Origin of the sequence: uncultured Fenollaria sp. (genome assembly GCF_934202865.1) — a bacterium.
Lineage (GTDB): Bacteria > Bacillota > Clostridia > Tissierellales > Peptoniphilaceae > Fenollaria.
In genome coordinates this window covers 1-13185 of sequence record NZ_CAKPYL010000043.1, presented here as the reverse complement: position 1 = coordinate 13185, position 13185 = coordinate 1, and the positions used below count along the sequence as shown (strand labels likewise).

Below are 13185 nucleotides of genomic sequence, written 5' to 3'. Positions count from 1 at the left end.
CAGATGACGGAACAGTAACTGTAACAAAAGACGGAAAGACAGCAACAGTAACACCAGATAAGACTGTAAAAGCAAAAGACGCCTTAACAGTTAATGATCCAGCAGTAACAGAAGTAGTTGATCCACAACACTTAACAGACGAAGAAAAAGCTGCAGTAAAAGAAGCAATAAAGGCAGCAAACCCAGACTTAACAGATGATGAAATAGCTGTAGCAGATGACGGAACAGTAACTGTAACAAAAGACGGAAAGACAGCAACAGTAACACCAGATAAGACTGTAAAAGCAAAACAACAAAGTTCATTAGCTGCTCCTACTGTAGAAGCTAATAAGGATGGTTCTGTAACAATTACACCACCAGCTAATGAAGATATTGATTCAATTCATATCACATATACTGATGAAAATAATCAACAAGGTACTCTTGTAGTAACAAAAGATCCTCAAGGAAATTGGACATTACCTCAAGGAACTGACCAGTCTATAACTGTTAATCCACAAACAGGAATAGTTACAATTCCTGCAGATCAAGTTGCTAATGGAACAGTAGTAACTGCTTTTGTTCAAAAAGGAAATGATTCTTCAAATGATGCAACAGCTACAGCAAATGCACCAGAAGAAAATAAATCTACTAAACCAACAATTAACCCAGTAAAAGTTGGCGACACTAAGATTACAGGAACTGCAGGACCAAATGCAATAGTTAATGTAACTTATCCAAATGGAGATGTTACTGAAACAGAAGCTGACGATAAAGGTAATTGGTTTGTTGATGCACCTGAAGGAATGACAGAAGGTCAAACTATTACAGCAACTGCAACAGAAGATGGAAAAGAAGAATCAGATCCAATTAAAGAAAAAGTTAAGAGCAATAAACCTCAAGTAGAAGTTTTATTAGATGTGGATGATTTATTCTTTGACGACATGTTAACTAGTGGTTACACAGATCCAAATTTATATGTTGAAGTTCAATTCCCTGATGGAACTACAGAATCAACTATATCTGATGCTAGTGGACGTTGGAGTGTAAAAACACCTAACAACTTAAGAAGAGGCAATGTTGTATATGTAACTGTATATAGAGATGGTGTGGAGGTAGCTACACAAACTGTTATTGTTAAAGCTGATCATAGATATTATGATGACGACTATTATTACAGACGTCACAGAAGAGATGATGACAGAAGAAAAGCTGATGAAGATATCAGAGAAGAAGAAAAAGAAGAAGATATTCTAGTTACTGAAAAGCATAAGGCTTACATGTTCGGTTATAAGGACGGAACTGTTAGACCAAATGCTCGTGTAACAAGAGCTGAAGCAGCTGCTATGGTTGCAAGACTTATGGGATATAGCTTAAATAACTATGCAAAACCTGGATTTAAGGACACTAACGGTTGGTATAACAACGTTATAAATGCTGTTGTATCTAACGGTTTAATGAAGGGATATAAGGATGGAAGCTTTAAGCCTAATAAGGGTATAACTAGAGCAGAATTTGCAGAGCTTATAAAGAATATAGATAAAGCAAACTTTGCATCTGTTCCATTTAGTGATGTTAATGGTCACTGGGCAATACAAGCTATAGCTCAAGCATACGCTAATGGTAGAATAAGTGGTTACAATGACGGCACATTCAAACCAAATGCGTTAATTACAAGAGCTGAAGCTGCAAGGATATTAAACTCTGTATTTAATAGAAAGGTTGACCAATTAGGTTATCATGAAGCACATGGTTCTATGAAGTTCTTCACTGACTTAAGTGCTAGTGAATGGTACTACAATGATATCATTGAAGCTACTAATACTCATGAATTTATTAGAAAAGCTGATGGCTTAATGGAAGACTGGAAAGAAGTTAAATAAATTCTCTTTATAAAAGAAAGAAGACGCTCTGAGTGAGCGCCTTTTTTCATGTATAAAGCAATATGGCAGATACATTGATTGTACCTGCCATATATTTTATTGATTCAATATTTTTGCTGTAGATATTTTTGAGCTAATTAAATTTTTAAGTTCTTCAAGATTTAGATTTTTTACATAATTTGTTTCTTCTAGTGCTATGAATAGTTTTTTGAAGAATTCATTTATTGATCGATCTGTAGAAACTATATATTTAAACTTATTTATATTGAACGAATCTAGTTTTTTTGCTATAAATGAATTGCTGTTTAAGTAAAAGCTCATGAAGTAGTCTTCGCAGATGGATCCTAAAGACTCCGCATCTATGAATGAATATTTATGATTTGAGTTATGAAAAATCTCGTCGTATGTTTTATTTAGATACTTAATATAGTCATCTTCTGCTAGTGTTATATAGTATGGACCTAAGCAAAGCTTTCTTTTTTCTATAGATGCAAAGAGTGCGGTTGAGTTAAATCTAATCTGGTGCATATTATTTTTTATGGAGAAGTTTTGAAGCTTTATAAGGCTGTTTATGAAATCATAATTTCTTTTATCTATATTATTTTTAATTATGGCTTTTTTTAGATCATCTGAGCTCATAAAACAAGCGTTCATATATGAGGTATATATCATTGAGTCTTCACATATAAGATTTGTCTCATAGTAATATCTTTCATATCTTAGTCCATCGATAGTTTTAAGTAGTGGGTTAGAGTAGTTAAATACTCTTTTATTGCTTCTATCAATTGCCTCTAAGATATCTTTATTTTTGGAAAATGTTATCATTAATGGAAGACCATTGTCAAATGTATTAAAGAATATAACAAATTTATCTTTTACATATATATAATAATCAAAATAGTAATTTTTGTCTTCGCGATATATGTTTATGTCATAGTATGATAAATCGCCTAATGATTTAACAATAAACAATAGTTCATCTTTTCTGTTGATATCTGGTAACTTTTCTAGTAGTATATTTAATTCGACTGGAACTTTAAGGTTAAAGAGCCATAGTTTTTTTAATTGATTAATTAATAGAAATAAAAACTTATTAGGTAGTGTTGAATATATTTTTACTTCTTCATCAGTTATCTCTGTATTGAATAATGAATACAAAAAGTCAAGTATTTTTTCTCTTCCAATGATAACATGATTATCAAGCTCTGAATTGATTGGGCTTGGATTACAATTGTGATAAACTTTAAAGTAAGCAAAACTTAGTTCATTGTAGATTGACTTACTTAAAATCTGTCTTGTTATTGGTTCAAATTTCATACCAAGTTTGTCTTTTAGCTCATCAAGTTTTTTTGTTCCATATATTCTATACGCAAAATAATCCGAAAGAACTTCATGTATCTCATTTACAATAGATATTGAAGGCAGTGCTTTTGCATTTGCCCATTTACTTATGTAACTTTTATCATAGTGTAATAAGTCTGAGATGTCTTGGAGTTTTTGGTCTGTTATGTTTAAGAGTGTTTCTAAAATTTTAGAGTATTCCATATAATTTCCTTTCGTTGCCTGATTGTTCTCCCATGATTATTATAACATATGTAGCAATATTATACTGAATTATTTTAAATAATTCAAAAAAATTTTATGAAAACTATTGTATTATAAATACATTTGTGGTATATTATAATTGATATATAAAAATATGTTTATGTGTATATACATATAAACGTAGCATTAATATAAATTAAAAAGACATAAATTAGGAGGCAGCAATGAAAAAATTATTTTTAAATGGACTTACTTGCGCCAATTGCGCGCAAAAGATAGAACGCTTTGCCAAGGATCATGCATCGGTCGAAAGCGCAAGCCTTGACTTTATTAATACGACTCTTAGTATTGAAATGAAGGACGGGGCAGATGGCGAGGCAGCTTTAAGAGAGATTACAAAATACATTAACGACTTAGAGCCAGACGTCTTAGTCACACGCGGGGAGAATGAAGAGGAAGAGGAGCTTGAAGAAGGCTTTTCAAAAGTCTTTTTACTAAGGATAGCAGTATCGCTACTTGCCTTAGCAGCGTTTTTATTCATAGACAGCCCGTATAAGATGGTCTTTTTCGCCGTAGCATACATCGTTATTTCGTACGACATCATCATTAATGGCGTTAAGGGCGCTCTTCATGGTGTACTTGCTGAAGAATTTTTAATGAGTGTCGCTACCATCGGCGCCATATTCATAGGCGAGTATCTAGAGGCAGTTTTGGTATCACTTTTATATCAAATAGGTGAAATAATTAGTGACATAGCAGTTGATAGATCAAAGGACAAGATTAAGGAGCTTATAGTTAAGTCACCAGTTTTTGCTACAGTTTTGGATAATGGTAAAGAAATTCAATCTGAACCAGCTGACGTTGCCATTGGCTCAAGGATAATCGTTCGTGAGGGCGAGTCCATCGCCATAGACGGCGTTGTTATTGAAGGAAGCGCAAAGGTCGATAACGCTCACATAAGTGGCGAGTCAGAACCAGTTTATGTAGATGTCAATAATGAGGTTTACTCAGGTGCTATAGTCAAGGAAGGTTACCTTATTATAGAAACTACAAAACTTGCGAAGAACTCGACAGCAGCTAGAATACAAGAGCTTGTTAGAAGCTCACAAAGCGACAAGGCTAATCTTGAGACAGGCGTTTCGAGATTTGCAAGGGTCTATACACCTATCGTCGTTTTTATCGCGGCGATGATTGCGCTATTAGCACCAGTACTAAATATAATGCCACTTAAGGAAGCTCTTCACACATGCTTCGCATTTCTTATAGTTTCTTGCCCATGCGCAATAATCATCTCAGTGCCACTAGCATATTTCTCTGGTATAGGCAAGATGAGTAAAGACGGTATTTTATTTAAAGGAACAAAATTCTTAGATCAATTTAGAAATATAAAGACATTCTGTTTTGACAAGACTGGCACACTAACTAGCGGCAAATTTAAGCTGGTTCGTGTTGAAGCCATTGATATGGATGAAGAAAAGGCTCTGCACATAGCAAGACTAGCTGAGTATCACTCAAAGCATCCTATAGCGAGCGCTATACTTGATGATAGAGAGGCCATAAACAAAGAAGAGATAATCTCTTACACAAGCCTTAAGAATGGTGTAGCGGCTGAAACAAAATTTGGCAGCGTTAAGGTTATTACGAGTGAAAAAGAAAGTGAATACAAAGTACTTGACACTTATTTAGACGATAAGCTTGTAGCTCATCTATATATAGAAGATGAAATAAAGGACGAGACAAAGAATCTTGTTCGCGAACTAAAAGAAAGAAATGTTAAGCCAGTTATGCTAACAGGCGATACAAAGGTATATGCTGAGAAGGTCGCTCGCGATTTAGGTATTGATTCATTCGAGGCAGAGCTGCTTCCTGAAGACAAGATAAAATTCTTCGAGAAAGAACAAGGTAAGGACGGCTTAGTAGCTTTTGTTGGTGACGGCATCAATGACTCACCAGTTATTAAGAGGGCTGACATCGGTCTAAGCATGGGCGCACTTGGTTCTGACGCAGCCATCGAAGCGTCGGACATAGTTATCATGGATGACAGGATAGAAAAGATAGTAAACATCTTTGACACATCGAACTATGTGAACAAGATTATAATTGAAAATTTAATCTTCACTGGTTTTGTCAAGGCGGCCATCATCATACTATCACTATTCATACAATTACCTCTATGGGTAGCAGTCTTTGGCGATGTAGGTGTAACACTATTATCAATAATAAACACATTAAGAATTAGATAATTTAATATTAAGATAATAATAGTTTAATAAGAAGTTCACAGTTAATAGATATATTGTCTATGTGCTGTGAACTTCTTGACATATTGGGCTAAAATATATATAATAATAGAATAGACTTAAAAGGAGTAATATATGATATATTTAAAGACAAAAGATCAAATTAATAAGATGATGGACGCAGGTAAGATACTTGTGAGCGTTCATCATGCACTAAGAGATAAGGTTAAAGAGGGCGTTACAACAATGGAATTAAACGACTTTGTTGATGACTTTATAGTAAGTCAAGGCGCTTACCCTGAGCAAAAAGGTTATCAAGGCTTTCCTTACGCTATATGCGCGTCCGTTAATGACGAGATATGCCATGGCTTTCCGAGCGATGACGTTATTCTAAAGAATGGCGACATCATCTCCATCGATATGGTTGTCAATTACAAAGGCTGGATGGCGGATTCTTGTTGGTCATACGCTGTTGGAAAACTTTCTGAAGAGGATCAAAAGCTATTTGATCACACAAGAGAGGCTATGTACAAGGCCATCAGCATAGTTGATGAAAATGTTAGAGTAGGAGAGATAGGTAAGTGCATCGAAGCATTTACAAGGCCTAAGGGATATTCTATAGTAAAAGAATTTATCGGCCACGGCATCGGCAAGAACATGCACGAAGATCCACAAGTTTTTCACTACGATTCTGGCGTTAAAGGACCAAGAATAGTTAAGGGCATGGCATTTACGATAGAGCCAATGATTTGTATGGGCTCTGCAGCGATGAAGCTTGATAAGAACGGCTGGACTGCTAGAACAAAGGACGGCAGCAAGTGTGTGCAATTTGAACACACTCTTGCTTTAACTGATAATGGAGTGATTATAACGACTGATCAAGGAGATGTGTAAATGACAGAGACGAGAGATTTAACACAAGGAGAGATATCGCCGATACTATTTAAGCTTGCGATTCCTTTGATGGGGACATCTTTACTTCAGATGTCATACCAAATCACGGATATGTTTTGGCTCGGCAAAGTCGGTACACAAGCTGTTGCGGCTGTCGGCATAGTCGGTCAGTACCTTTGGCTTATAAGTTCACTGATTATACTTTGTCAGGTCGGCCTATCTGTCGGCGTTTCACAAAGCTTTGGTAAATCAGATTTAGAAAATACTAAGAATTATATAAGCGGCGGCTTTAGGCTAGGATTTTTCATTGCTATGGCAATCACAGCCATATTTATAATATTTCATAATGAGCTAATCGGCCTATACTCATTCAAAGAAGGCGATGCGGCAGTTCAAGAATTAGCAAGTGAATACATGGTAGCAATTGCCTTTGGACTAGTATTTATGTTCTTAAACCCATTATTTGCTTCGACATTCAATAGCATGGGTAACAGCAAGACACCATTTATCATTAGCTCAATAGGTTTACTTATAAATATGGTCTTGGACCCGGTTTTCATCTTCGTTTTTCACATGGGAGCCATGGGTACAGCGATAGCATCAGTTATAGCGACTTTAGTAATCTTCCTTATATATATCTACATAGGCTTTAAGAACGACCTGATCTATGTAAGAGTGAATTATCTAAAGAAAGTGCCATCAGAAATAACTATGCATATACTTAAGCTTGGCGTACCAATGACGCTTATGGAAGCGTGCCACGCATCAGTATCAATGGTTTTAACAGGCTACTTAACAAAGCTTGGTGCCTATGCAGTTTCAGCCATGTCAATAGGCTCGCAAATCGAGTCAATATCTTGGATGACGGCAAATGGCTTCTCTGTTGCTAACACTTCATTTACTGGACAAAACTATGGTAAAGGCACTTACGACAGAATAGTCCTTGGCTTTAAGAAGTCCATGAGGATTATGGCAACGCTAGGAACGGCTACATCACTATTACTCATAATCTTTGCTAAGCCGATATTTGCGGCGTTTTTACCAGACGACCCAGTCGCAATGCAGGCAGGAGCTGACTATTTAAGGATACTTGGCTATTCACAATTATTCATGGTTATAGAGATAGGTGTAACAGGATTCTTCAATGGCATAGGCAGAACAAAGGAGCCATCTTATTCAGGCGTAGTTCTAAATTTGATGCGTATACCATTTGCAATGATATTTATGAAGTATTACGGCTTAGATGGCGTTTGGATAGCAATATCACTATCGTCAATATTAAAAGGGATAGTTGCTTATGTTTGGTTTAAAATTATACTTAAAAAAGAGATAGAACCGAAGGTGATAGCATGATAATACAATGTGTCTGCTGCCCAGTTTGCTGCAGAATAAAAATTAATGGCGAAGAAATTTCTGGCAATCGCTGCGGAAGAGGATATAATTACGCAAAGAGCCTTCTTGAAGAAGAGGATGACTACGTTTATGGCAAGATTAGGATAGACAGTCAGATGGTTTCGGGTCTCCCTGTAAAGACTGATAAGAAGGTCAAGAAAATTTATCATCAAGCGATATTAAAAGAAATATTTGATTTACGCGCGAAGGCACCTATAAACGTGGGCGATTTAATTAAGGAAAATATTTTAGACTTGGACGTTAATATAGTGAGTCAAAAAAGAATACTTAAGTAGGAGGAATTATGAAAAAGATAATTTTATTATTACTAACGATGGCTATGTGCCTAAGCTTAACAGCATGTAGCAAAAATAATGACAATGGCGGTGAGAGTGAAATGAAAAAAGAAAGAAGCGAAAGCGAAGTAACTACAGACGATGCAGAACTTGTTCAACTACAAAATCCAAAAGCAGGTGACAAGATAGCGACTATCAAGACTAATAAGGGCGAGATCAAGGTAAAACTATTCCCTGAAGTAGCTCCAAAGGCAGTTGAGAACTTTACTAAACACGCTGAAGATAAATACTATGACAATCTAATCTTCCATAGAGTTATTAATGGCTTTATGATTCAAGGCGGCGACCCTAATGGCAATGGAACTGGCGGCGAAAGTATATACGGAGCACCATTTGAAGATGAATTTGATATAAATACAAGAAACTTCAGAGGCGCATTATGTATGGCAAACGCTGGTCCTAATACTAACGGATCACAATTCTTCATAGTACAAGGCCAAGCTGTTCAAGATGATATAATTAAGCAAATGGAAGAAGCTGGCGAAGAAAAGGGATATCCAAAGGCTGTTGTTGACGCTTACAAAAAGATAGGCGGAGCATTCTGGCTTGATTATAAGCACACAGTTTTTGGCGAAGTTTATGAGGGCATGGACGTTGTTGACGAGATTGCAAAATCACAAGTTAACGCAAACGACAAGCCTCTAGAAGACGTCGTAATTGAAACGATTACAGTAGAAGATTATAAATAGGAGTGAGAGTATGGATATTAGAGAACTTTATAAGAGCTACAAGGAGCTTGACGGCAAGACTGTTGAGGTTCAAGCTTGGATAAAAAATTTAAGAGCACAAAAAGAATTCGGTTTCATTGAAATAAATGACGGATCTTTCTTTAGTAGTGTTCAAGTCGTTTATGATAACACACTAGAAAATTTTGAAAGAGTATCAAAGCTATATCTAAGTGCGTCAATCAGAGTAAAGGGCAAAGTAGTTCTTACACCAAACAATAAACAAGCATTTGAGATCAAGGCAGAAGAGATTGAGGTCTTAGGCGACTCAACAGCTGATTATCCACTACAAAATAAGAGACACTCAATGGAATTCTTAAGAAGTATAGCTCACTTAAGACCAAGAGCTAACCTTTTTAGAGCAGCTTACAGAATTAGATCACTAGCAGCCTTTGCTATACACAAGTTTTTCAACGAACAAGATTTTGTTTACGTGCACACACCAATACTTACAGCATCAGACGCTGAAGGCGCAGGCGAAATGTTCCAAGTAACTACACTTGATATAGATAATCCACCAAGAACGGAAGATGGCGCTGTTGATTACAGCCAAGACTTCTTTGATAAGCCAACTCACTTAACAGTATCAGGTCAATTAGAGGGCGAAACATTTGCCATGGCTTTCTCAAAGATATATACATTCGGACCAACATTTAGAGCAGAAAACTCAAATACAACTAGACATGCTGCAGAATTCTGGATGATAGAGCCAGAAATGGCCTTCATGGATAACAATCAAAACATGGACGTGGCTGAAGCAATGCTTAAGTACGTTATTAACTATGTTATGGAAAATGCTAAGGAAGAAATAGAATTCTGTAATCAATTCGTTGACAAGGGTCTAATCGATAGATTAAATCACGTTAGAAACTCAGATTTCGAGAGAGTTACTTACACTAGAGCTATAGAAATACTAAAAGAACATGAAGAAAAATTTGATGTTAAAGTTGAGTGGGGCATGGACCTACAAACAGAACACGAAAGATATTTAACTGAACAAATCTTTAAAAAACCAATCTTCGTTACTGATTATCCAAAGGATATCAAGGCCTTCTACATGAAGCTCAACCCAGATAACAAGACAGTTGCTGCTATGGACTGCTTAGTTCCTGGTATTGGCGAAATTGTCGGCGGCTCACAAAGGGAAGAAGACTACGATAAGCTTGAAAAGAGAATCAATGAGCTAGGACTTGATATGGACTCATACACTTGGTATATGGACCTTAGAAAATATGGCTCAGTAGTTCACTCCGGCTATGGACTTGGCTTTGAAAGACTTATCATGTATATAACAGGTATTGAAAATATCAGAGACGTCCTACCATTCCCAAGAACAGTTCATCACTGTGAATTTTAGGAGGACGCTATGAAAGAATATAATCATAAAGATATAGAAGGCAAATGGCAAAAGATTTGGGCTGATAATAAAGCGTTTCACGCAGAGAACGATTCAGACAAGCCAAAATACTTTTTAATGGTTGAGTTCCCATATCCATCAGGAGAGGGTTTACATGTTGGTCACCCAAGGAGTTACACAGCACTTGATATAGTTGCTAGAAAGAGAAGACTTGAGGGCTACAACGTTTTATATCCAATGGGCTGGGACGCTTTTGGTCTACCAACAGAAAATTATGCCATAAAGCACAAAATGAATCCAAAGGATGTTACTAAGAGAAATGTTGCTCACTTCAAGCATCAATTGACATCACTAGGTCTTTCATTTGACTGGGACAGAGAGATAAATACAACTGATCCAGAATATTACAAGTGGACTCAATGGATATTTATCCAACTATTCAAAAAGGGTCTTGCTTATAAAAAGGAAATGAACATTAACTGGTGCCCAAGCTGTAAAATTGGTCTAGCTAACGAAGAAGTTATTCAAGGCCATTGCGAAAGATGCGGACACACAGTTGAACACAGAGTTAAAACACAATGGATGCTAGCTATAACTAAGTATGCCGACAGACTTATTGATGACCTTGACACAGTTGATTTTATCGACAGAGTTAAGACGCAACAAGTTAACTGGATAGGCAGAAGCCATGGTATGGAGCTTGATTTTGAGATAGATGAAGTAGATGACAAGCTAAAAGTTTATACAACTAGACCAGATACCATCTTTGGCGTATCATACATGGTTATCTCACCAGAGCATCCGCTTATAGAAAAGTATAAGGATAGTATCAAAAATATTGACGAAGTTCATGAATATCAAAATAAGGCAAAATTAAAATCTGACTTCGAAAGAACAGAGCTTGTTAAAGAAAAGACAGGCGTTAAGATTGATGGCTTAACTGCCATTAACCCTGCTAATGGAGAAAAGATTGCCATCTATGTATCTGACTACGTTTTAATGACTTATGGCACAGGCGCCATCATGGCTGTACCTGGTCACGACCAAAGGGACTATGATTTTGCAAAAGCCTTTGGCGAAGAGATTAAAGAAGTTATTTCTGGTGGCGACATCAGTAAAGAAGCTTACACTGATACAGAAAAAGGCACTTTAGTTAACTCAGACTTTTTAAATGGTCTTTCAGTTGACGAAGCAAAGAAAAAGATAATTAAATATTTTGAAGATAAAAAAGTGGGCGTTGTTAAGACAAACTTTAAGCTAAGAGACTGGGTATTCTCAAGACAAAGATATTGGGGAGAGCCAATCCCTATGGTATACTGCGAAAAATGCGGTTGGGTGCCACTTAATGAAGAGGACTTGCCATTAACATTACCAGACGTTGAAGCGTATGAACCAACTGATACGGGCGAGTCACCTCTAGCTAAGATCGATAGCTTTGTTAACACAACTTGCCCTCATTGCGGTGGACCTGCTAAGAGAGAGACAGACACTATGCCTAACTGGGCAGGATCAAGCTGGTACTTCTTAAGATACACTGATCCAAAGTGTACTACTGCACCAGCATCTATGGACGCGCTTAAGTACTGGATGCCAGTTGATTGGTACAACGGCGGTATGGAGCACACTACACTTCACTTACTTTACTCAAGATTCTGGAATAAATTCCTATATGACATAGGCGTAGTGCCAACAAGCGAACCATATCAAAAGAGAACATCACATGGCATGCTACTTGCTCAAGATGGAGAAAAGATGAGTAAGTCAAGAGGAAACGTAATTAATACAGATGATATCGTAGAGCAATATGGCGCAGACACGCTAAGAGTTTTTGAAATGTTTATGGGAGACTACGAAAAAGTTGCTATGTGGTCAGAGACAGGTATACAAGGCTCAAGAAAGTTCCTTGAAAGAGTTTATCGCTTGATGGAAATAGTGAACGACGACGAAAATTATTCTAAAGATTTAGAACAAGATTTTCACATCACTATCAAAAAAGTCTCAGAAGACTTTGAAAACTTAAAGTTTAACACAGCAGTTGCTAAACTTATGGAATTGCTTAACAAGATTACTTCAAAGGGAAGCATCACAAGAAAAGAGCTTAAGACTTACATCACACTTCTTTATCCAATCGCGCCACACATAACAGAAGAAATCAATGAGATGGTGGGCTTCGATACAGAACTTTATAAATCAACTTGGCCAATCTTTGATGAGGACAAAACCATCATCAAAACTATTGAGATACCAGTTCAATTCAATGGCAAGGTTAGATACACAATCGAGATCGATAGAGATGCCTCTGAAGACGAAGTAAAAGAAAAAGTTTATGCACACGAACTTTTCGAAAAGTCAAAGCAAGGCAAGAACATTGTTAAAGAGATTTACGTAAAGAACAAAATATTTACAGTAGTTATAAAATAGTTTATGAAGAAAGATCTATTAGCTTAGGTCTTTCTTTTTTTGCGAAATATTTCTAAATGTGATATAATTATCTTAAGTAAGGAGGCGTTCAATATGAAAAAGAAAACAATAACAATTATAATCATATTGGCAATAATCTTTTTTATTAGATTTGGAGTACTTAGCTTTCCGTATACACGTGATGTGAAAGCCTTAGTATATAGAGATGGCAAGTGGAGCGAATCAACTTTGCATATGGATTTAAATTATAATCACAAGTTTTTTGTTGCTGATGAAATCACTGGAAGCATTTACCTTGATGACGTCGATATAATGAAGTATTGGAAGGACTATGCAAGAGTTAGCTCATCAGCTAAGAATGGCGCCTGGAACGTTAAACAGCTTGTGTATAAC

At 36.4% G+C, this 13185-nt stretch carries 10 protein-coding genes; 9 read left to right on the top strand and 1 reads right to left on the bottom strand.

The genetic code is table 11. From position 1 onward, the window contains the following. A partial coding sequence (locus Q0E71_RS05275) for an S-layer homology domain-containing protein (protein WP_294796763.1) occupies positions 1-1862 on the top strand: 1862 nt, incomplete at its 5' end. Positions 1863-1958: 96 nt separating this feature from the next. Here Q0E71_RS05275 and Q0E71_RS05270 read toward each other — a convergent pair. Beyond that, entirely contained in the window at positions 1959-3407 is a 1449-nt protein-coding gene (locus Q0E71_RS05270) for a hypothetical protein (RefSeq protein ID WP_294796762.1), read from the bottom strand. A 224-nt stretch (positions 3408-3631) separates the two neighbouring features. Here Q0E71_RS05270 and Q0E71_RS05265 point away from each other — a divergent pair, with 224 nt between their 5' ends. The 8 genes from Q0E71_RS05265 to Q0E71_RS05230 all read left to right on the top strand — a co-directional run. Then, positions 3632-5650, top strand: a complete 2019-nt coding sequence (locus tag Q0E71_RS05265) for a heavy metal translocating P-type ATPase (protein WP_294796760.1) — start codon at positions 3632-3634, stop codon at positions 5648-5650. A 132-nt stretch (positions 5651-5782) separates the two neighbouring features. Continuing rightward, complete coding sequence (gene map, locus Q0E71_RS05260) at positions 5783-6541, top strand: type I methionyl aminopeptidase (RefSeq protein WP_294796758.1); 759 nt, start codon at positions 5783-5785, stop codon at positions 6539-6541. Next, the gene (locus Q0E71_RS05255) at positions 6542-7894 is read left to right on the top strand and encodes an MATE family efflux transporter (protein ID WP_294796756.1); all 1353 of its coding nucleotides are present in this window, start codon (positions 6542-6544) and stop codon (positions 7892-7894) included. Continuing rightward, the gene (locus Q0E71_RS05250; RefSeq protein ID WP_294796754.1) at positions 7891-8229 is read left to right on the top strand and encodes a DUF1667 domain-containing protein; all 339 of its coding nucleotides are present in this window, start codon (positions 7891-7893) and stop codon (positions 8227-8229) included. The genes Q0E71_RS05255 and Q0E71_RS05250 overlap by 4 nt, the downstream gene beginning before the upstream one ends. An 8-nt stretch (positions 8230-8237) precedes the next feature. Then, positions 8238-8978, top strand: coding sequence for a peptidylprolyl isomerase (locus tag Q0E71_RS05245; RefSeq protein ID WP_294796752.1), 741 nt, complete (start codon positions 8238-8240; stop codon positions 8976-8978). 10 nt (positions 8979-8988) lie between these two features. Further along, on the top strand, positions 8989-10371 hold the full coding sequence (asnS, locus tag Q0E71_RS05240; RefSeq protein WP_294796751.1) for an asparagine--tRNA ligase: 1383 nt from the start codon (positions 8989-8991) through the stop codon (positions 10369-10371). Between the two features lie 9 nt (positions 10372-10380). Further along, entirely contained in the window at positions 10381-12792 is a 2412-nt protein-coding gene (leuS, locus tag Q0E71_RS05235) for a leucine--tRNA ligase (RefSeq protein WP_294796750.1), read from the top strand. Positions 12793-12885: 93 nt separating this feature from the next. Beyond that, positions 12886-13185 (top strand): hypothetical protein (locus Q0E71_RS05230; protein ID WP_294796748.1); only part of this gene is annotated, 300 nt, incomplete at its 3' end.

What these genes read in the sequence shown, in the direction of transcription:
- asnS (WP_294796751.1), top strand. Translation starts at nt 8,989, where the DNA reads ATGGATATTAGAGAACTTTATAAGAGCTACAAGGAGCTTGACGGCAAG.
- leuS (WP_294796750.1), top strand. Translation starts at nt 10,381, where the DNA reads ATGAAAGAATATAATCATAAAGATATAGAAGGCAAATGGCAAAAGATT.
- Q0E71_RS05265 (WP_294796760.1), top strand. Translation starts at nt 3,632, where the DNA reads ATGAAAAAATTATTTTTAAATGGACTTACTTGCGCCAATTGCGCGCAA.
- map (WP_294796758.1), top strand. Translation starts at nt 5,783, where the DNA reads ATGATATATTTAAAGACAAAAGATCAAATTAATAAGATGATGGACGCA.
- Q0E71_RS05250 (WP_294796754.1), top strand. Translation starts at nt 7,891, where the DNA reads ATGATAATACAATGTGTCTGCTGCCCAGTTTGCTGCAGAATAAAAATT.
- Q0E71_RS05270 (WP_294796762.1), bottom strand. Translation starts at nt 3,407, where the DNA reads ATGGAATACTCTAAAATTTTAGAAACACTCTTAAACATAACAGACCAA.
- Q0E71_RS05245 (WP_294796752.1), top strand. Translation starts at nt 8,238, where the DNA reads ATGAAAAAGATAATTTTATTATTACTAACGATGGCTATGTGCCTAAGC.
- Q0E71_RS05255 (WP_294796756.1), top strand. Translation starts at nt 6,542, where the DNA reads ATGACAGAGACGAGAGATTTAACACAAGGAGAGATATCGCCGATACTA.